Annotated in this window: 17 protein-coding genes; 6 read left to right on the forward strand and 11 right to left on the reverse strand. The window is 67.4% G+C overall.

Annotated elements, in window-relative coordinates; all coding sequences use genetic code 11:
- Positions 1-32 precede the first annotated feature (32 nt).
- From KA248_06340 to KA248_06350, 3 genes are read left to right on the forward strand one after another with little or no spacing between them, the layout of a single operon-like run.
- Positions 33-1,568: a hypothetical protein gene (locus tag KA248_06340; GenBank protein MBP7829519.1), complete on the forward strand. Its 1,536-nt coding sequence runs from the start codon at positions 33-35 to the stop codon at positions 1,566-1,568.
- On the forward strand, positions 1,565-3,241 hold the full coding sequence (locus tag KA248_06345) for a hypothetical protein (GenBank protein MBP7829520.1): 1,677 nt from the start codon (positions 1,565-1,567) through the stop codon (positions 3,239-3,241). Before KA248_06340 ends, KA248_06345 begins: the two co-directional genes overlap by 4 nt.
- Before the next feature lie 12 nt (positions 3,242-3,253).
- Positions 3,254-3,835 (forward strand): ORF6N domain-containing protein, encoded by a 582-nt coding sequence (locus KA248_06350; protein MBP7829521.1) that lies wholly within the window; start codon positions 3,254-3,256, stop codon positions 3,833-3,835.
- An 82-nt stretch (positions 3,836-3,917) separates the two neighbouring features.
- Here the strand turns inward: KA248_06350 and KA248_06355 are convergent, their stop codons facing one another.
- The 6 genes from KA248_06355 to KA248_06380 form a co-directional block, all read right to left on the reverse strand.
- Positions 3,918-4,829: a PEP-CTERM sorting domain-containing protein gene (locus KA248_06355; GenBank protein MBP7829522.1), complete on the reverse strand. Its 912-nt coding sequence runs from the start codon at positions 4,827-4,829 to the stop codon at positions 3,918-3,920.
- A 245-nt stretch (positions 4,830-5,074) separates the two neighbouring features.
- Complete coding sequence (locus KA248_06360; GenBank protein ID MBP7829523.1) at positions 5,075-5,470, reverse strand: hypothetical protein; 396 nt, start codon at positions 5,468-5,470, stop codon at positions 5,075-5,077.
- Positions 5,467-6,852, reverse strand: a complete 1,386-nt coding sequence (rseP, locus tag KA248_06365; protein MBP7829524.1) for an RIP metalloprotease RseP — start codon at positions 6,850-6,852, stop codon at positions 5,467-5,469. The genes KA248_06360 and rseP overlap by 4 nt, the downstream gene beginning before the upstream one ends.
- A gap of 23 nt (positions 6,853-6,875) precedes the next feature.
- On the reverse strand, positions 6,876-7,721 hold the full coding sequence (locus KA248_06370; protein MBP7829525.1) for a phosphatidate cytidylyltransferase: 846 nt from the start codon (positions 7,719-7,721) through the stop codon (positions 6,876-6,878).
- Positions 7,718-8,437: an isoprenyl transferase gene (locus tag KA248_06375; protein MBP7829526.1), complete on the reverse strand. Its 720-nt coding sequence runs from the start codon at positions 8,435-8,437 to the stop codon at positions 7,718-7,720. The genes KA248_06370 and KA248_06375 overlap by 4 nt, the downstream gene beginning before the upstream one ends.
- Positions 8,434-9,726: an adenylosuccinate synthase gene (locus KA248_06380; GenBank protein ID MBP7829527.1), complete on the reverse strand. Its 1,293-nt coding sequence runs from the start codon at positions 9,724-9,726 to the stop codon at positions 8,434-8,436. The genes KA248_06375 and KA248_06380 overlap by 4 nt, the downstream gene beginning before the upstream one ends.
- Before the next feature lie 197 nt (positions 9,727-9,923).
- Between KA248_06380 and KA248_06385 the strand changes: the two genes are divergently transcribed.
- Complete coding sequence (locus KA248_06385; protein ID MBP7829528.1) at positions 9,924-11,495, forward strand: serine/threonine-protein phosphatase; 1,572 nt, start codon at positions 9,924-9,926, stop codon at positions 11,493-11,495.
- Between the two features lie 48 nt (positions 11,496-11,543).
- On the opposite strand, the gene KA248_06390 is transcribed toward KA248_06385, so the two are convergent.
- Positions 11,544-12,845: a DUF362 domain-containing protein gene (locus KA248_06390; protein ID MBP7829529.1), complete on the reverse strand. Its 1,302-nt coding sequence runs from the start codon at positions 12,843-12,845 to the stop codon at positions 11,544-11,546.
- A gap of 135 nt (positions 12,846-12,980) precedes the next feature.
- Between KA248_06390 and KA248_06395 the strand changes: the two genes are divergently transcribed.
- Both KA248_06395 and KA248_06400 read left to right on the forward strand, forming a co-directional pair.
- On the forward strand, positions 12,981-13,346 hold the full coding sequence (locus tag KA248_06395) for an STAS domain-containing protein (protein ID MBP7829530.1): 366 nt from the start codon (positions 12,981-12,983) through the stop codon (positions 13,344-13,346).
- A gap of 8 nt (positions 13,347-13,354) precedes the next feature.
- A complete protein-coding gene (locus KA248_06400; protein MBP7829531.1) occupies positions 13,355-13,792 on the forward strand; it encodes an ATP-binding protein in 438 nt (145 codons plus the stop codon).
- Positions 13,793-13,805: 13 nt separating this feature from the next.
- Here the strand turns inward: KA248_06400 and KA248_06405 are convergent, their stop codons facing one another.
- From KA248_06405 to KA248_06420, 4 genes are all read right to left on the reverse strand, one after another.
- The gene (locus tag KA248_06405) at positions 13,806-15,185 is read right to left on the reverse strand and encodes a threonine synthase (protein MBP7829532.1); all 1,380 of its coding nucleotides are present in this window, start codon (positions 15,183-15,185) and stop codon (positions 13,806-13,808) included.
- 110 nt (positions 15,186-15,295) lie between these two features.
- Positions 15,296-16,111, reverse strand: coding sequence for a HEAT repeat domain-containing protein (locus KA248_06410; protein ID MBP7829533.1), 816 nt, complete (start codon positions 16,109-16,111; stop codon positions 15,296-15,298).
- A 5-nt stretch (positions 16,112-16,116) separates the two neighbouring features.
- Complete coding sequence (locus KA248_06415) at positions 16,117-17,991, reverse strand: hypothetical protein (GenBank protein MBP7829534.1); 1,875 nt, start codon at positions 17,989-17,991, stop codon at positions 16,117-16,119.
- A 430-nt stretch (positions 17,992-18,421) separates the two neighbouring features.
- Positions 18,422-19,414, reverse strand: a complete 993-nt coding sequence (locus tag KA248_06420) for a radical SAM protein (protein ID MBP7829535.1) — start codon at positions 19,412-19,414, stop codon at positions 18,422-18,424.
- Between the last annotated feature and the right edge of the window lie 45 nt (positions 19,415-19,459).

Genomic DNA, 19,459 nt, shown 5'->3' on the forward strand with positions numbered 1-19,459 from the left:
CTGTGCGCCGGGTCCCAACCACGGAGGACGATATGAGCGACGATTCCTTTTCGGTTCCGGTCAAGAGCCGCCCGGCCGGGCGCGGTTCAGCCCTTCCGGTCATTGCGGGCGGCGGCTTCCTGCTTGTCGTGGCCCTGCTGCTCGCGCTGCCGGTCTGGATCTGGTTCTTCTGGCGGATCGAGCCGGCGGCGGGCGAGATCGCCATCCTGATCCACAAGACCGGCCAGGACCTGCCCTCGGGCCAGATCCTCGCGCTGGAGCCGGACCAGAAGGGCATCCAGCTCGAGGTCCTGCCGGAGGGGCGCTACTTCCGCAACCCGTACTCGTGGGGCTGGAAGATCGCGGCGATGACCGACATCCCGGCGGGCAAGCTCGGCGTCCTGACCCGCCTGTACGGGGCCGACCTGCCGCCCGGCGAGATCGTCGCCGGCGAGGGCACGAAGGGCATCCTGGCCGACGTCCTGCGCCCCGGGAAGTACCGCATCAACCCGTACGCGTACGACGTGGAGCACTACGACGCCATCTCCATCCGCCCCGGCTCGGTCGGCGTCGTGACCTCGCTCGCCGGACGCGACGTGCTGAACAGCGAACTGAAGCCCGAGGAACGCAACACCTTCCTCGTCGGCGCGGGCCTCAAGGGCGTGGTCCAGGAAGTGCTCGAGCCCGGCACGTATTACCTCAACCCCTACCTCTTCGCCGTCTCGGAGGTGAACCTCCAGAGCCAGCGGTTCGAGATGAGCGGGGACGACGCGATCACCTTCCTGACCGTGGACGGCTTCACGGTGACCGTCGAGGGGACGCTGGAATACGCCGTGATCCGGGAGAAGGCCGCGCTGATCACGCACCGCGTCGGCGACATGGACGACATCCTGAAGAAGGTCATCCTGCCGCGCGCCCGCGGGTTCAGCCGCATCGAGGGCAGCAAGCACCCGGCCATCAACTTCATCGTCGGCGAGACGCGCCAGCAGTTCCAGGACAACCTCGAGGCCCACCTGCGCGACAAGTGCGCGGACTGGGGCGTGGCGATCAAGTCGGTGCTGATCCGCAACATCAAGCCGCCGGACGAGATCGCCAGCGTCATCCGCGAGCGTGAGGTCGCCGTCCAGAACGCCCTCAAGTTCGACCAGCAGATCGAGCAGGCCAAGTCCAAGGCGGAGCTGGGCCGGCAGGAGATGCTCGCCGAGCAGAACAAGCTGAAGGTCGAGGCCGACACGGTCCGCATCCGCGCGGTCATCCGCGCGCAGCAGGACATGGCCGTGCGCCTGACCGCCGCGCGCAAGGACCTCGAGGTCGCCCAGGTCGAGAACGAGGCGGCGGACTTCCAGGTCCAGACGCGGCTCGCGGGGGCCGAGGCGGATCGGGACGTGATCCGGCTCAACAACGAGGCCCAGGCCGGCGTGCTCAAGGGGCAGGTCAAGGCCTTCCGGACGGGCATGAACTTCGCCCGCTACACGCTCTACCGCAAGCTCGCGCCGCGCATCGCGACGATCCTGACCGGGGACCAGAAGGACGGGCTGGGCGCCGTCTTCCTTCCCTTCCTTCCCGACGGGAAGGAGGGGGCCCAATGAAATCCATCCTTTCCATCGTGCTGACCCTGGTGGTGATCGTCGGCGCGGCATGGCTCCTCTGGCAGTGGGGCTTCTGCCGCTTTTACGTCGAGGCGGACGAGATGGCGGTGATCATCGCGAAGATCGGCGACCCGCTGCCGCCGGGCCAGATCCTCGCGAAGCCCGGCCAGAAGGGCGTCCAGGAGGCCGTCCTCGGGGAAGGCCGGCACTTCCGGAACCCGTGGCTCTACGAGCGCGTGATCAAGCCGGTCGTCGTCATCCCGCCCGGCAAGGTCGGCGTGGTCACGTCCAAGGTCGGCGACGACCTCCCGCAGGACGAGTTCCTGGCCGAGCCCGGCCAGAAGGGCATCTGGCGCGGCGTGCTCGGCCCCGGCAAGTACCGCCTGAATCCGTTCGGCTACCAGGTCGAGATCGCCAACGCCATCAGCATCCCCATCGGGTACGTCGGCGTCATCACGTCGCTCTCCGGCGAGCAGGCCCCGCCCGGTAAATTCGCCGAGTCGGGCCAGAAGGGCATCCGCAAGGACGTGCTCCAGCCCGGCCTCTACTACATCAACCCGAAGGCCCTCAAGTCCGACGTGCTGGAGATCGGCGTGAACCAGGTCTCCCTGCTCGGCAAGGCCGGCGGCGAGATGATCACCAAGACCCAGATCGCCAGCCAGAACGTCGCGATGGAACAGCTCCAGCGGCAGGTCCTGGACGAGCAGAAGGACAAGCGCATCTCCTACGCGAAACGCGAGCGCGCCCAGGAAGCCGCCCCCGCCCCCCTGCTCGAGGGGCGCCTGGTCCAGCAGCAGCAGATGCCCGACTACACGGCCGCGTTGAGCATCGCGCAGTTCGTTGAGTTTCCCTCGCGTGACGGCTTCGAGATCAGCCTCGACATGACCGTCGAGTTCGAGCTGCAGCCCGACCTGATCGCCGCGATCTTCCGCAGTTACGGCGACCTGCCCGCGGTGGTGGACAAGATCATCATGCCGCAGATCCTCTCCGTGTCCCGGCTCAAGGGCTCCGCCTACCGCGCCAAGGACTTCATCGTCGGCGAGGGCCGCGAGAAGTTCCAGAGCGACCTGACGGAATCGCTGGCCCGGTCGCTGGCCGAGCGCAAGATCGTCGTGCACAACGCCCTGATCCGGCACGTCAACGTGCCCATGCAGATCCTCGACCCGATCCAGCAGGCCAGCATCGCCGTTGAGCAGGACCTGACCAACCAGGAGAAGCAGAACACGGCGAAGAAGCAGGCCGAACTGAACACCCAGTTGAGCCTGATCGACCAGGCCCGCGAGCAGGTCGCCCAGCAGACCGAAAAGCTCAAGGCCGAGATCAAGGCCGACCAGGAGAAGCAGGTCGCCATGATCCAGGCGGACACGCTCAAGCAGGCCGCGGACATCGAGCGGCAGACCGCGCAGGTCCGGGCCGACCGCACGCGCAAACTCGGCGGCGTGGAGGCCAAGGTGATCGAGCTCGTCGAGGGCGAGAAGGCGAAGGGCTTTGAGCTCAAGGCCGACGCGTTCGGCGATCCGTCCGGCTTCTCCCTCTGGGAATTCGCGCAGAGCCTGAACCCGCAGGTGCAGGTCAACATCCTGCATTCCGGGCCCGGCACGCTGTGGACCGACCTGGAGAAGGCCCGGCTCGGCGACCTCGGCGGCGCGGCGGTGATCCAGAAGGAGAAATAGACGCCCCTTGCCGTGAGCGAAGACCTTGTCAGATATGGGAACGACTTCTCCGACGACAGGATCGTCGCCGTCCGGAACCAGAAGGTGATTCTGGACTCGGACCTGGCCCGAATCTACGGGGTGTCCACCAAGGCCCTGAACCAAGCCGTCAAGCGGAACAGGAACAAGTTCCCCCGCGACTTCATGTTCCAACTCACTCAACAGGAAGCGGTTAGCATTGCATATTCAAGGTCACAATCTGTGACCTTGAAGCAAGGCCAGAACATCAAGTATCTCCCGTACGCCTTTACCGAACACGGGGCCGTGATGGCCGCCACGGTGTTGAACAGCCCGCGGGCCGTGCAGATGAGCGTCTTCGTGGTCCGCGCTTTTGTGCGGATGCGCGCCGTGCTGACGGACAACCGCGAGCTGGCGCGGAAACTCGCGGCGCTGGAAAAGGAACTCCAGGCCCGGCTCGACGTCCACGAGTCGGCCATCGTGGACATCCTGCGAAGGATCATGGACCTGGTGGATCCGCCGGCCCTGCCCGAGCCGCCGAAAAAGCCCATCGGGTTCACGGCGAGGGAGCGGCGCGGCTCGTATCGGCCCCGCTGACGCGCCGCGGGGCGCGGCGCCTCCATCGGAAAAAAGCTGGAGGCGGGCCGCCCACGGCCCGCACGCGGCATCTCCCGTCGCGCTACTTCCGCTGGCGAGAACGCCGCCGCACCGCCACCACGCCCAGCCCCAGGCCCACGAGCGCGACCGTGGCGGCCTCGGGAATCGGCGCCACGAGCAGCGCGAGGCCGCGGGCGTCGTACACCGTGCTGATCTGGGTCGGTGCCGCGCCGTTCGTGTTGCCGGCGTAGATGGTCCCGCCGAAGACCTCCGACCAGTAGAGATCCCCGCTCGCAGGATCGAGGTCAATGCCGTAGGGCCGGGCCGACAACCCGGAATAGACGGCGTGGGACGATCCGCCGCTCATGGGCGCGCCAAGGATGCGGTAGCCGCTCCAATCCGCCCAGTACATCATATCGTGCGCGGGATCCAGGGTCAGGTGCCGGTATTCCGTCCCGGCGTACAGGAGCGAGGGCGATCCGCTCCCGTCGGCGTTGGCGACATAGATCCCCGCGTCGAGGTCGGCGAAGTACAGCTTGTCGCCGAGCGGATCGTACTCGATGCCGTTAAGCCGATGGCTCATGTTCCAAAGGGTGGTGTAGCCCCCGGTGCCGTCGAGGCTCCCGACGCCCACGCTCTGGCCGGCGCCCCCGGTCGTGATGAAGATCCGGTTGCCGCTCACGTCGATCGCGCAGTCGAGCCGTTCGCCGAAAACGGCTTTCCCGCCGGCGTAGTTTGTGCTGGTTACACTATCGAGCCGTAGCAGCCCGGAGCCGTCGAAATTGGCCCGGCAAATCGTATGGTAGTTTCCGCCGGTCAGGTAGACGTGCTCGTTGATGGGATCCACCTCGATACCCACGACCCCGCGGTACAGGTTGGTGAAGGTGTCCAACTGGCCCCCGCCCGTCGTGCTCACCAGGATCGTCGTGGCCGAGTTGGCGCAACCGACGAACAGGTCGCCGATCGCCGCGGACGCATCCCCACTCGCCCACATAACAACCATCTACACAATGGAAAACAGCCGCAGGACCGTCCGCATGGCAACCTCCTTGCTTATTCGTGCTTTCCTTCCGTTCGACACGACAGGCCATCGACTGGATAGACGGCCACGACACCTCGGATTCATTTCAGGACAGAAAGAACCGCATGACAAGCAAAAAAACATGAATTTAAAAAAAACACCCGCGGGGGCCGGCGCCGCGAGGGCGCGGCGTCTCCAATCCAGCCCGCGGGGGGGGATCAGTTCAAGTCGTCCGGGGCCAGGCTGCGGCGGGCCTCGAAGTCGTAGCCCCAGACCGGGCGGCCCTCCATCTTCAGGAACAGGCGGCGGGAATCGTCGCTCCAGGAGAGGCGCTCGCCGAGGTCCACGCGGAAATCATTGGTGAGCGGGGGCGAGTAGAACAGGGTCCGCAGGCCCCAGCGGTCGCGGGCCTTGACGACCAGGCTCTCGCGGTTGACATACCGGGTGCGCAGGAGGCGGGCCGTGCGCGAGCCGTCCGGCGAATCCAGCCGCTGGATCATCCACGCGGGCGGCACGAGGATGCGAAGGGCCGCGACCATCACGACCACGACCCCGACGAGGGCCACGATCCAGCGCGGCACCCAAACGCCTTCCGCCCAGTTCCGCTGCGTCATGGCCCCGCGGGCTCCGCGGCCGGGACCTCCGCCGCGGGCGGGGCCGCGTTGGTCACCGCGGCCTGTTCCTCCCCGCCCCGGAACAGCGGGAGGATCATCCGCTTGGTGTCCCGGAAGATCAGCAGGACGAACAGGGCGATCAGCAGCGCGGCGAAGACGTTCATGATCGCGTTGAAGACCTTCTGGCTCACGCGCCGCCGGGTGACGGCCTCCCAGAGGGCAAAGAGGATATGCCCGCCGTCGAGGACGGGGATCGGCAGGATGTTGAGCACGGCCAGGTTGACGTTGAGGAGCCCCGTGAACCACAGAGCCATCAGGAAGCTGCCCTGCACGTAGAGCCAGAACATGCCGAAGATCGCAACGGGCCCACCCACGGCCTGCGCGGCGGCCTTCGACTGGCCCGGGGTCACAAGCGCCCGCAGCAGGCGGACGATCAGCAGGGCATGGCTCTTGATCTGCGCCATCGGCCGCTTGACGTCCAGCGTGTTGAAGACGACGCCGATCCGCACCTTCTCCGTCGCCTCGTCCCAGGCCGGCGTGACCTCCAGCGTCATCGGCGCGCCGTCACGCTCGATGACCACGGGCACGGTCCGGTCCCGGCATTCCGCGACCTGCGTCGTCAGGTGTTCCCGGCTGAAAAGCCGTACGCCGTCGAGTTCCACGATCCGGTCGCCCGCCCGGATCCCGGCCCGGTCGGCGCTCGAGCCCGCGTCCACGCTCAAGACCCAGCAGTGGCTCATCGGCAGCAGGCCGGGGACGTACCGCGCGCCCATGAACTTCTCCGTCTTCGCCGGGATCGTTTTTTCCGAGCCGTCGGCGCCGCGGACGCGCAGGACCGGCTCCTCGTAGAGGGCGCTACTGACCATGAAATCGTCCCACGAGCGCACGGGCTGGTCGTGGACGGCCGTGATCGCGTCGCCGATCCGCAGGCCGGCCGCGTACACGGCGCTGCCGGGGTCCACGTAGCCCACGAAGCTGTTCTCCTGGTCCGGCGCGAAGGACTGGCCGCCGAGGTACACGATCCAGGCGATGATCACGGCCAGGATTATGTTGCCGACAACGCCGGCGAGGCCGACGAGGATGCGCTTCCAGGGCGGCGCGGGCGGGATATCCTTTTTTCCGCCCTCGCCCTGGCCCTCGAGCGCCAGCGCGCCCGAAGGGTCCATCTGCGGCAGGGCTACGTAACCGCCGAAGGGGATGAGGCCGATCTTGTAGGTGATGCCCCCGACCTTCCGCTTCCAGAGCGCCGGGCCGAAGCCGATGGAGAAGGTCTCGACGATCAGGCCCAGCCGGCGGGCGACGAGGAAATGGCCGAACTCGTGGACGAAGATGGTGATCCCGAACAGGAACGCGATGACGAGGATCGTATACAGGGTGAGCATTCAGCACTTCCTTTGATGGCGGATCATGCGGCCAGGAAAAAGGTGGCGTAGACGTAGAGCATGGGGACGGCGAAGAGGAGACTGTCGAGGACGTCCAGCAGGCCGCCCATGCCGAGGAGGATGCGGCCGGAGTCCTTGACGCCGGCGGCGCGCTTGAAGAGGGATTCGGTCAGATCGCCCGCGATGCCCGCGAGCGACAAGAGCAGGCCCAGCGCGACCGCGTCGCCGGAATGCAGGACCACCTGCTGCCAGTGGGGTCGCGCCAGGGCGCAGGCGGCGAGGCTGCCGAGCACGGACAGCGCGATGCCCCCGAAGCAGCCCTCCCAGGACTTCGCGGGCGAGATGCGCGGGATCAGCTTGTGCCGCCCGACGGCGCAGCCGATGAAGAAGGCGCCGACGTCGGAGAGCTTGGTCACGACGATCGCGTAGAGGGCCAGGAGCCGCCCGTCGTGGTCGCCCCAGTCCACCAGCAGCCGCGTGAAGAAGTTGAACAGGAACGCCACGTACAGGATGCCGAAGAGCGTGCCCGCGATGGTCTCCAACGGGCGCGGGTTGTTCTTCTGCGGGAATTGGCGCAGGAGCACAGCGAGCAGCGCGGCGAAGAGGGCCATGATTTCGACCCGGCCCGGCGCCTGCTGCAGCAGGCCGGTCGCCAGGATCAGGGCCAGGCCGCCGGCGATGCCGACGAAGGGGAAGTGCGGAATCCGCGCCGCCTCAAGCATCCCATAGAACTCCCACAGCGCGACGGCCGTGATCGCCAGCAGCACGACCAGCCAGCCGTGGAACGGCAGCCACCACGCGGCCGCGAACAGCGCCGCGCTGATCGCCAGCCCCGTGGGCAGCCGGTATTTCAGTTTGTCGAAGTTCATTCGATGTCCCCGAACCGCCGGTGCCGCCTCGCGTACTCGGCCAGGGCCTCGCGGAACTGCGGCTCTCGGAAGTCCGGCCACAAAACATCCGTGAAGTATAGCTCGGAGTACGAAAGCTGCCAGAGCAGGAAATTGCTGATGCGCAGCTCGCCGCTGGTCCGGATCATCAGGTCGGGGTCCGGTACGTCCGGCGCGTAAAGGTGGGCCGCGATGGTCTTCTCGTCCACGTCGCCCGGCTTGAGTTCGCCGTCCCGGACGCGGGCCGCGATGCGGCGGACCGCGTCGCGCAACTCCGCCCGGCCCCCGTAGCTCAACGCCAGGATGAGCTGCCCCGCGTCGTAGTGCTCGGTCGCCTTCATCACCCGCTTGAGCTCGCGCTGGATCTCCGGCGGCAGGTCGGCCAGTCTCCCGATCACGCGCAGCCGGACCTTGTTCTCGTGCAGCTCGAATTCCTGCCGGGAGAGGAACCGCTTCAGGAGCATCATCAGCCCGCGGATCTCGGCGCGCGGCCGGACCCAGTTCTCCACGCTGAAGGCGTACAGCGTCAGGTACTTGACGCCGGCATTCCGGCAGGCGCGGATGATCGCCCGCACGGACTCCGCCCCCTCCTGGTGCCCCTTCAGCCGCGGCCAGCCGCGCTTTTTCGCCCAGCGGCCGTTGCCGTCCATGATGATCGCCACGTGGGTGGGGATCTTCGGGGCGGATTCCTTCATCATGCGCCCTCCCCGGCCGGCGGGAGCCAGAGCGTGCTCTCGCGCCGCGGCCCGACCGAAAGAAGGCCCACGGGCACGCCCGTGATCTCCTCCAGCCGGGCGACGTACGCCCGCGCGCGCGCCGGCAGGTCCTCGATGCGCGTCGCCGCGCGGGTGGAGGCGCGCCAGCCCTGGAAATCCTCGTAGACGGGCCGGCAGCGCTCCAGCGCCCGGGCGTCCGCCGGCACATGATCCAGGCGGCGGCCGTCGCATTCGTAGGCGGTGCAGATTCGAATCGTGTCCACGCCGTCGAGCACATCGAGCTTGGTCACGGCCCACCAGTCGATCCCGTTGACCATCACGGAGTGGCGGGCGACGACAGCGTCGAACCAGCCGCAGCGGCGCGGCCGGCCGGTGGTCGCCCCGAACTCCCGGCCGCCCTCCCGGAGTCGCTCGCCGGTCTCGTCCTTCAACTCCGTCGGGAACGGCCCCTCGCCGACGCGGGTCGTGTAGGCCTTGATGACGCCGACGACCCGGTCGATGCGGTGGGGCGGCATCCCGCTGCCGGTGCAGGCGCCGCCGGCCGTGGCGCTGGACGAGGTCACGAACGGGTACGTCCCGAAATCGATGTCCAGCATCGTGCCCTGGGCGCCCTCGAAAAGGATCGGCTCGCCGCGCGCGGCGGCCTCGTGGAGCATGGGGATCGTGTCCGCCACGAAGGGCGCCAGGCGCGCGGCGGCGGCGCGATAGTCGGCCGCCACGGCCGCGGCGTCCATCGCGGGGGCGCCGAGGGCGGCCAGGATCCGGTTCTGCTCCTCCAGCCGGGGCCGCAGCCGCTCGTCCAACCCGGGCGCGACCAGGTCCGCCATGCGCAGGCCGACGCGCGAGGCCTTGTCGCCGTAGGCCGGCCCGATGCCGCGCTTGGTCGTTCCGATGAGCGTGCCACCGGTCCGGTTCTGTTCCCGCTGCGCGTCGAGCAGGCGATGGAAGGGCAGCACCACGTGGGCGCGGTCGCTGACGAACAGCCGGCCGGCGGGGTCCACGCCCTGCCCGCGCAGCCCGTCGATTTCCCCGAGCAGGGCCAAGGGATCCACGACCACGCCATGGCCGATGACGTTGCGGCACCGGGGGTGCAGGACGCCCGAGGGGATCAGGTGCAGCACGAACCGTTGCTCGCCGATCTCGACCGTGTGCCCGGCGTTGTTGCCGCCCTGGTAGCGCACGACCCAGTCGGCGCGGGCGCTCAAGACGTCGATGATCTTGCCCTTGCCCTCGTCACCCCACTGCGCCCCGATCAATACCGTGTTAGCCATTGCGTGTCTCGCCCGTGCAGGCGCCTCATGGTGCTGCGCCCGGGTGCTGTACCCTAGCCAATGCCCCCGGCAGACGCAACGGAAAAGGCGGCCCGATCGCCGCCGTTTTTTAATGTATACATATCGGGCCCGGATGCATTATGTTTATGGTGGAAGGCGATTAATACTGTCCTGCGATGGACGGCCGCACACAATCCATGACGGACGGCGCGGAGCCGACTCCGGCACGCGGCGGCAGGAGACGCCGCTGGGCCGGCGTCGCGGCGGCCAGTGTCGCCGTGTTCCTGCTGTTCTGTTTCCTCTACATCGGTTCCCGGCGGTCGGTGATGAACGAGATCCGCCACCAGGCCATGGGCATCGCCATCGCCGTGGCGGAGAGCCTGGACCCCGCCGACCTGGAGCAGATCAAGGCCCCGGACGACGCCGGACTCCCCGCCTACCAGCGCATCCAGAAATACCTGGGCCGCGTGGTCTCGTCCAACTCCGATATCCGCTACATCTATACCATGCGGCGCGCCCTCCGGGAGGATGCCCGCGAGGACGACTACGAGTTCATCGTGGACGGCCCGGCCCGCGACATCGACGGCGACGGCGTAATCGCGGAAGACGAGGAAAGCGAACTCCCGGGCAAGGAATACTCCGCGCGCCACCTGCCGGAGCTGGTGGCCGCCTGGCGCCAGCCGATGGCCGATCCCGAGGTCTCGCCGGACCCGCCTTACCCCGACCTGATGTCCGGGTACGCCCCCGTGCGCAACGAGCGCGGCCAAACGGTCGCCATCGTCGGCGCGGACATCACGGCAGCCACGGTGCGCGCCAAGTTGCTGGCCCTGCAGATCGTCATCGTCTCCGTGTGGGGCGTGCTGACGCTGCTGATGGCCCTCGTGGTCTCCCTGTTCTTCCGCGAGCAGGAGGCCCTGGAGGCCAACCGGGCCCTGTCGGCCGAGCTGGCCGGCCGCAACGAGATGCTCCGGGCCGCCAACACGGAGCTGGCGCACAACAACGAGCAGTTCGTGCGCGAAATGAAGCTGGCCCAGTCGGTGCAGCTCGGGTTCCTGCCGAAGAGCTTCCCGCGCCAGGACAAGATCGTCTTCGACCGCTACTATCTCACCTGCGAGATGCTGGGCGGCGACCTGTTCGACGTCTTCACCCTGGACGACGACCACGTGGGCATGTACATGGCGGACGTCGCCGGGCACGGCGTCAGCGCGGCCCTCATCTCCGGGCTGTTGAAAATGGCCGTCTCCTCGGCGCGCGACAACGCCGCGGGCGACGCGGGCGCCCTGACGGCCCGCCTCACCCAGCCGGACAAAACCCTCTCCACCATCAACGACATGCTGGTCAAGGAACTGCCCGAGTACGAGTTCATCACCATGATCTACGCCGTGCTCGACATCCCCAGCTGCACCTTCCACGTCGCCAGCGCGGGCCATCTCTCCCCGCTGAAATACGAGGCCGCCAGCCAGAAGGTGGTTTCCTGGGACATCCCGACGGAAACCGCGCTGGGCCTGATCGAAAAATGCGCCTACACCACCGTGTCGCGCACGGTCGCCCCCGGAGACAAGATCCTCTTCTTCACCGACGGCCTCGTCGAGGCCATGAACGCGCGCGGCGAGGAGTTCGGGGAGGACGCCCTCCGGAAGCAGTTCGAGCAGCAGGCCCCGCAGCCGCCCGCGCAGATCATCACCGCCCTGCGGCAATCGGTGGAGCAGCACCGCGGCGGCGAAAAGGTCAGCGACGACTACTCCATCCTCGTCGCGGAAATCCGGTAAGTTTTTAGCATCGGCGCCGGCGGCATCGCGCTCCGCGCGACGGCTTCCTCACCCGCCGGCTTCTTTCCGCGCCGCCTTCCGGCGCTTGCGCGCGGCGAACTCGGGGGCTTCCCGGACGCACGTGCCGAGAATCTTCAGGGACTGCTTGAAGTACTTCATGCTCTCGGTCTTGAGCTCCGCCGGCGCCTCGCCCACGTCGGCCCAGCCGGGCGTCGCCAGGTCGCCCGGCGCGATCGCCAGGCGCTCCCAGTTCTGGAACAACCGCCCCCACTCGCTGCGCAGGATGTCGTTCACGATCTTCCGGTGCGTGGGATACCAGAACGAATCGTGATACATCACGCTCGCGATGTACGCCCACGGCGCCAGGATCGTCTTCAGCGACCACTCGACGGGTTTTTTCAGCGGGCCCCAGTAGATCAGGTGCTGCATGCGGCTCGCGAAGGTCATCTTGCGGAACGGCCCCGTGAAATGCCAGTTCTCCGCCGCCGCGTCCGCGTCGCCGACGAGCTCGATCTCGCGGGGATCGCCGCACCCGAGGCCGAGTTCGTGCGCCAGGCGCACGAATGTCAGGTCCGCCAGCGGATCGAAGCCCATGATCTTGGCCGCCACGGCGTCGATGGCCACCTGGTCCGCGGAGGCCAGCAGGACGTTCTTCACGTGCGGCACCATGCAGCGCGGGCCCGGCCCGTCGCCGGCGAACGTGCCGTCCATGACGGCGAAGAGGCCGGAGTGAATCTTCTTCTGGATCATCAGCAGGTCCACGAGCGTCTCGTGGATCACCGGGTGCGTCCAGTGGCGCCGCTCGTTCAGCAGCCCGCCGAACGCGTTCTTCATCGCGCCCGTGGTCGTGGTGAACACGTGGGTCTTGACCGTCGGGAGGTGGATGATGTTCTCGCCGATGAAACGCCGGGGGATCATGAATCCGTCGGGGTACACCTGGTTCAGGCAGAGGAACCGGTCGGCCAGGTCGCCCACCGCCTCGCGGACGTGGATCCACTCCTCGCCCTCGTACAGGTGGACGTTTTTCAGCCCGTGCGCCTCGATCACGGGAAGCTGCTTGTTTTCCCGTTCGCCGAGGCGGGCGTCGATGACCACGGTGCGGTTGTGGCAGCCGTGAATCCGCGCGGGATCGTAGCCGTCCCGCTTGAGGGCGCGGATCACGCCGTCCAACTGCCAGGGGGTCGTCGAGCTGGCCGGGTAGAAAAAGTGCCAGCTGATGTTGATTTTCAGGGCCGTTTCGCGGTCGCGCGGCAAGGCCGCCTGGTACCCGGCCAGGTTCATCAGCCGGTGGATATCCTCCAGGACCGTCGCCGGCCGCGTCCTCAAAATGGCTACTTTCGATTTGCTCATGCGTGGGCCCGCCGTACCGGGATAGATATACCCCGCCCCGGCGGCGCCCGCAAGGACGGGCTGGGATTGACATAAAACGGCCTATATTTCATACTGTGATAGGGGTATTCATAATAAAAAGGTTGGAATAGCTTCATGCCGGCGCCGCCGCTCAATATCGTGACCACGCGCCACGGGGACATCATGGTGATCAAGCTGGATGGGATCGTGGACGCCTCCACCATCGACTGCCTGCGTCGTGTCCTGGAGCCCCTGTGCCTGCAGTCGGGCGCCCACGTGATCGTGGACGGCGCCCTGCTGACCTATATCAACAGCCTGGGATTCGGACTCCTGTTCAAGCTCTCCCAGGCCTGCCGGGCTCAACAAGGCCGGCTGGTCGTCGCCGGCCTGCAGGAAAAGTTGCGCGTCGTGTTCAGGATTCTCGGACTCGAAAAACTGTTGAGCTTCGCCCCGACGTGCGAGGAGGCCCTGGCCGCCTTCGCCCGGACCGCGAACCCGTGAGGAACCGCATGGCGGACAGCGCAGAAAATGTTCAGATTCGCGTCCCCGGAGAGGCGCGGTTCCTCGGCCTCATCCGCTCGGTCATCACCATGCTCGCGCGCACCGCCGGGTTCCCCGACGTAGATGTGGACAAGATCGAACTGGCCGTGGACGAGGCCTGCTCGAACGTCATGGAGCACGCCTACGGCGACGCGGCCCCCAAGCCGGCCCTCGAGCTCGAAATCCGCTGGGAGCCGGGCCGCTTCACGGTGGATATCGTGGACCAGGGCGAGCCGTTCGACTTCGCGAAATATGTCGCGCCGAGATTCCCGGACCACTGGGTCGACGGGGAATGCCGCGGGGCCGGCCTGTATCTTATCCGCTCCTGCATGGACGAGACGCAGTACGAGAGCCAGCCCGGCCACGCCAACCGCCTGCGCCTCGTCAAGCTGCTCCAGCCCACCTGACCGCGCGGGCACTTCAGCCCACGCGCTGCTCAATAAACTTCTTGATGAGGTTCGCGTCTGCGGGCAGGACTTCGCAGCGCGTTGGGGCATGCGCCAGGTTGTCGAGGATCTCGTGGTGCGCCTCGCGCCCCGTGGCCTCGCGGATCGCCTGGCTGAATTTCGCCGGGTGCGCCGTGGCGAGGCAGATCGTCGGCACGCCGGGTTCCAGGTGCTGCTCGGCCACGTGTACCCCGACCGCCGTGTGGGGGTCCAGGAGGTACCCGTGGTCCCGGTCGTACCGCCGGATCGTCGCCAGCGTGTCGGCCGTGGTGCCAACGCCGGGGAGGAACAGGTCGTCCACGCGCCCGCCCGGCCCGAGGGGCACCGACAGGGCGCCGCGCGCCGCGAAGTCGTTCATCAGCCCCGTCAGCCGGGCCGGGTCCTCCCCGACCCGGCAGTAGAGGTACCGCTCGAAGTTGCTGGCCACCTGGATATCCATGGAGGGGCTCAACGTCGGGACCACCTTGCCGAGGCTGTACTCGCCCGTCTCGAAGAACCGGGCCAGGATGTCGTTCTCGTTCGTCGCCAGGATCAGCCGGCGGATCGGCAGGCCCATGCGCCAGGCGTAATAGCCCGCCAGCACGTCGCCGAAGTTCCCGGTAGGCACGGCGAACTGGACCTCCTTCGCGCCGGTGGTCTGCATCACGTAGAGGCCCGAACTGAAGTAGTAGACGATCTGGACCAGCACGCGCGCCCAGTTGACCGAGTTCACCGCGCCCAGCGCGTACCGGCGCTTGAACTCGAGGTCGTTGAACAGCGCTTTCATGATCCGCTGGCAATCGTCGAACGTTCCCTCCACCGCCATGTTGAAGACGTTCGAGTCCAGCACCGCCGTCATCTGCTTCTCCTGCAGCGGCGCCACGCGGCCGTGCGGGTGCATGATGAAGATGTTGATCCGCTCGCGGCCGCGCACGCCGTGGATCGCCGCGCTGCCCGTGTCGCCGCTGGTCGCGCCGAGGATGTTCAGCCGCGCGTCGCGCCGCTTCAGGATGTACTCGAAGAAGTTGCTTAAAAACTGCAGCGCGATGTCCTTGAACGCCAGGGTCGGCCCGTGGAACAGCTCCAGGATATGCACCGGCCCGACCGGCCACGCGGGCGCGATCTCGGGGTGGCGGAACGTCATGTAACTGCGCTCGATCAGGTGCCGCAGGTCCGCGTCCGGGAGGTCCGTGAACAGGCGCAGGATTTCAAAGGTGATGTCCTGGTACGACAGTTTCGACCAGGCGGCCAGGCGGTCCTCCACGCGCGGGAGGTCGGTCGGGATCAGCAGCCCGCCGTCCGGCGCCAGCCCCGTCAGAACCGCGTCCTGAAATCCCATGGGCGGGGTTTGGCCCCGCGTGCTGATATAATTCATGATGTCCTCGGGTGCGCAGAATAAGCACTCCCGCGCCGTTTCGACAAGCCCGATTCGACCGTCGGCGGGGTGGCCACACTTTGCAAAGTGTGGCCAGGGCAAAAAGGCGGCTATCGGCGCCGGATTCGAGCCAATGCCTCGGCGGCGTCCGACCGGATAAACGGATCGGAATCTTTCAGCAGCCTCCGCAAAGCGCCCGCGGCCCGGAGGGACCGCCTCGCGCCCAGGGTCCGGATGATGTGACGGCGGGCGGGCGCCCCGGCGCCCGGCAGCGCCCGAAGCAGCGCCTTCTCGGCCGGCCGGCCCAGCGAGGCCAGGGCCCGGGCCGCGGCCTCGCGAACGGTAAAATAAGGATCATCGAGCGCGCCGAGCAGGACCGGGATCGACCGGGGATCGCCGATGTCCCGCAGGGCATTGATCGCCGCCACGCGCCGCGGTTCCTTCTCATCGCCCGCGAACGGCAGGATGCCCGGGACGGACGCGCGCACCTTCCATTTACCCAGCGTGCGCATCGCGGCGCCGCGGGCCTTCTCATCGGCCAGCAGGCGCGCGACGTCGTCCGCGTATTCCGGGGTGTCGCAGAACCCCAGGAACCAGGCCGCCAGCTGCCGGGTCAGCGCCTCCTCGCTCCGCAGGAACTCCGCCAGCACAGGCGCCGCTTCCCGGCCGTCCAGCTTCCCGACCATCTCGAACGCCAGACCCTGCACGCCGACGTTCTCCAAGTGCACGTAGCGCATCACCAGGCGCAACCCGTCCGCGCCGCGCCCCTCCAGTTCCGCCCGCGCCTTCTCCTTCCGCGCGCGCTTCTCCGGCGTGCTGCCGTAGCGCGTCGCGTCCCGCAGCAGCGCCTCGTCCGGCTCCGCCGCCAGGGCCGACAGGACCAGCGACAGCATCAACGCCCCGATTCGTATCCTTCCCGTTTTCATTCGCGTTACTTCGCGTTATTTCGCGGCTCCTCTCCGTCCACGTCGTACACGATCCCGAAATCCGGCCGCTTCATGCGCGCGCCGTCGGCCGCGCCGCACGAGTACCGATCACGCCCGGCCAGGTCGAGCAGCAGGGCCAGGCTGCCGTATTCGCGGTGACCGCCGTCGTTGCCGACGCCCTGGCACTGGTCCGAGTCCCGGCCGAAGTAGGCATCGTCTCCGCCGCCCTCGACCAGGAGGGCCAGCGCGTTATTCAGTCCGCGGCCCTGGGCGTGATGGTCGGCCGTGTAGGCGTCCGCGCCGCCGCGCTCGAAAAGCATGCCGACGCCGTAGTCGTGCGCGGCGCCCTGCACGAGGATTCCGCCGGTATACTGGTCGTCCCCTCCGCCGTCGGCCAGCAAGCCCAGGCTCAAGTGGATGCCGGCCCCCTGGCCGTACTGGTGGACCTGGTAGGCATCATCTCCGGCGGCATCCAGCAGCAGCCCTACGCTGTACCAGTAGCTCACCCCTTGCGCGTAGATGTCCGCCGAGTACGTGTCGTTTCCCTCAAAGTCCGCCAGGGCGGCCACGCCGCCGCCGGCCCAGGGGCGCATGCCGATGGAAAAACCCTGCGCCAGGGAAAGGAACTTGTCGTCGTTCCGCTCATGGTCCGGTTCGCGGCCGCCGGCGAAATAGCGGTCATTCCCCGTCGCGTCCGCGAGCAGCGCAAACCCTAAAACGCCCGCGTAGGCCTGGCCCGCCAACCCCGCCTCGTAGACCTCGCGGCCGCCGCGTTCGCGCAGCACCGCCGCGCCGTAAAACGCCGCCGCCTGCGCAAAACCGCCCGCGCGGTACACATCGTCGCCGCCCCGGTCCTCGAGCCAGGCCGCCCCGCCAAACGCCGCCGCCTGGCCGGCGTAACGGGCCTCGTACCGGTCATCCCCCTCCAGATCCAGCACGACCGCGACTCCAAAAAGGGCGGCGCCGGCGCCCAAGAGCGATTCACCCTTGTACCCGTCGTTTCCCGCCCGGTCCACAATCGCGGCCAGGCGCCGGCCGCTCCGTCCGTCCGCCGCGCCGGCGGGGTCTTGATAGACATCGTCTCCGCCCGGATCGAGGATCAGCAGCGCGCTTTCGGAAAAGGTGTCTCCGCCCGGCGTCCCGATGAAGACCGGGCCGAGGTCGGTCTCGATCCGCGCGACGGTCGCGGGCCAATCGGTCACATCTTCCGTCACGGAAGCCAGTCGCGCGGCCGCCTCCTGGAAGCGGCGCCCGGCGGCCAGCAGTTCGCCCAAGTCCGCGCGCCGGAGCCGGACCAGGAAATTCGATGCGGCGGGCGCGGGGTCCAGCGCATCGGACTCCTCGATCACCTCGCGGACCAGGGCGGGGGGAATGCCCACGGCCTCGAGGTCGGCCCGCACCTCGGGCCGGTCCTCCGCGTTGAACATGCCGGCGAAAAACGACGCCGCGAGGTAGTTCATGTCTTCGGGCGCCAGGTTCTCCGTGGCGCGGCGCGCCACGGTATCGGCGGCGCGCGCGGCGCGGAGAAAGCCGGCGAGGGCCGGACGCAGGGTTGGGGGTATGGCGTCAGGCCATTCCGGTTCGGGCGTCCGGAACTTTCGGGCCGGCCGGGTACGTTCGACTTCCAGCATCGAACCCGCGAGGGCCCATATCGCCGCCTCGCCGTCCCGCGCCGCCGCCAGCACCCGGTCCGCCAGGGGCGGAAGGCCCAGCGGTTTCGCCAGGAGGTCGCGGATATTCTGAAGCGCAGGCTCCGGCTTGGCGTGATCCTTCGCGAACGAAAGGTCCTGCGCGGTCATGTTCAGGTGAGCCAGCGCCCGGACCAGGTGGCGCTCCTCGGCGGGCCCGAGGAGCGGGGGCGCTTCCGCGCGGGCCGGCACGCCCCAACACAGTTTTCCAATGATTGGAAAAAGGCAGGCGGTTTTTTTCCAATGATTGGAAAAAGCGGCCGATTTTTTTCCAATGATTGGAAAACCCGCCGCCTCTTTTTTCCAAACATTGGAAAATTCTTCGCGTTTTTTTCCAGGCATTGGACTTGTCCGCCTCCGGCGGGAAACTCCGGGCCCCATTTTTCCAGACATTGGAAAAAATAGCAGGCCCTTTTCCACCGCCCTTTTTTCCACGGCCCCATTTCCCGGGGCGCGGCCGGGCGCCCACCCTTCCCGCCCCTTCCCGCGCCGCCGCGCCAAAACACGGTCACCTTTTATAAAAGGTGACCATCTATTTTTTTGCGGTGCGCAAGAATATAGCAGGATTCCATAATGTTTCCGGCATTTCTGCACGGTCACATTTTATAAAAGGTGTCAGTGGCTATGGGGAGGGCGACGGGGGGGGCGGCCGGCGGCGGTTGCCTTGAAATGCCTCGCGGCGTCGGAAGTCGGGCATGAAGTCGTCCGTGTCGCGCAACTGCTGGACATAGGCGTGCTTGAAGCCTAACTCCTCGACGCGGGCCGTGACCCGGAGATGCTCGTCGGCCGTCAGCGGCCGGGCCAGTTCCTCCTTCTCATAACAGGCCGGCACGGGCCGGAACTGGCTCATGACGGAGATCGGCAGCGAAACGCCGAATTCGGCGCGCAGCACCTCCAGCACGGCCAGGCTGTTCTCCACATGGCCGGGCAGGATCAAATGCCGCACCAGCACGCCTGTCCGGGCCGGTTCGGTACCGGTCGGATCCCACGGCAGAAGAAACCCCTTTGCTTCCACCATCCGGCGCAGCGACTCCAGCGCCAGGCGCGGGTAGTCCGCGTCCCCCATGCAGCGCCGGGCGAGGTCCGGTTCGGCGAATTTGAAGTCGGGCATGAAGATGTCCATGACCTCCGCATACTCGGCGACCAGGCCGGGTTCCTGATAGCCGGAGCAGTTGAACAGGAACGGCACGTCCACGCCGGCCGCCCGAACGCGAACGCATACTTCCCGGATGTGCGGCCAGAAGTGATCCGGCGTGACGAAATTCAGGTTGTGCACGCCGCCCGGCCCGGTCATGGACAGCGCCGCGGCGAGCAACTCGTCGGGCGTCATGTCCACGCCGCGATGCTCGATGGATATCTGGTGGTTCTGGCAGAAGAAACAACCGCTGGAGCATCCGCTGAAGAAGATCGTGCCTGAACCGCGCGTCCCGGAGAAGGACGGCTCCTCGCCATAGTGAGGCCCGTACGAGGCGACACGGCACGCCGCGGCTTCCCCGCAGCGGCCGCGCTCGCCCGCGGTGCGGTCCACGCCGCAGCGGCGCGGGCATAACCGGCAGGCGCAGTAAGGGTCCCGCCCGGCCGGGTTAAGCTTGTTTTTTCCATCCGGATCGCGCATAGAAAACACCCATGGAGGAGCGGTGAACTATACCCGTACGAAGAC

The organism is Kiritimatiellia bacterium, from assembly GCA_018001225.1.
In the GTDB taxonomy this organism is placed as follows: Bacteria; Verrucomicrobiota; Kiritimatiellia; order CAIQIC01; family JAGNIJ01; genus JAGNIJ01.

Coding starts and splice junctions, on each gene's coding strand:
- KA248_06375 (MBP7829526.1), bottom strand. CDS start 8,437: ATGATGAAGGAATCCGCCCCGAAGATCCCCACCCACGTGGCGATCATC.
- KA248_06410 (MBP7829533.1), bottom strand. CDS start 16,111: ATGAAAACGGGAAGGATACGAATCGGGGCGTTGATGCTGTCGCTGGTC.
- KA248_06370 (MBP7829525.1), bottom strand. CDS start 7,721: ATGAACTTCGACAAACTGAAATACCGGCTGCCCACGGGGCTGGCGATC.
- KA248_06405 (MBP7829532.1), bottom strand. CDS start 15,185: ATGAATTATATCAGCACGCGGGGCCAAACCCCGCCCATGGGATTTCAG.
- KA248_06380 (MBP7829527.1), bottom strand. CDS start 9,726: ATGGCTAACACGGTATTGATCGGGGCGCAGTGGGGTGACGAGGGCAAG.
- KA248_06345 (MBP7829520.1), top strand. CDS start 1,565: ATGAAATCCATCCTTTCCATCGTGCTGACCCTGGTGGTGATCGTCGGC.
- KA248_06340 (MBP7829519.1), top strand. CDS start 33: ATGAGCGACGATTCCTTTTCGGTTCCGGTCAAGAGCCGCCCGGCCGGG.
- KA248_06385 (MBP7829528.1), top strand. CDS start 9,924: ATGACGGACGGCGCGGAGCCGACTCCGGCACGCGGCGGCAGGAGACGC.
- KA248_06360 (MBP7829523.1), bottom strand. CDS start 5,470: ATGACGCAGCGGAACTGGGCGGAAGGCGTTTGGGTGCCGCGCTGGATC.
- rseP (MBP7829524.1), bottom strand. CDS start 6,852: ATGCTCACCCTGTATACGATCCTCGTCATCGCGTTCCTGTTCGGGATC.
- KA248_06400 (MBP7829531.1), top strand. CDS start 13,355: ATGGCGGACAGCGCAGAAAATGTTCAGATTCGCGTCCCCGGAGAGGCG.
- KA248_06395 (MBP7829530.1), top strand. CDS start 12,981: ATGCCGGCGCCGCCGCTCAATATCGTGACCACGCGCCACGGGGACATC.
- KA248_06355 (MBP7829522.1), bottom strand. CDS start 4,829: ATGTGGGCGAGTGGGGATGCGTCCGCGGCGATCGGCGACCTGTTCGTC.
- KA248_06420 (MBP7829535.1), bottom strand. CDS start 19,414: ATGCGCGATCCGGATGGAAAAAACAAGCTTAACCCGGCCGGGCGGGAC.
- KA248_06390 (MBP7829529.1), bottom strand. CDS start 12,845: ATGAGCAAATCGAAAGTAGCCATTTTGAGGACGCGGCCGGCGACGGTC.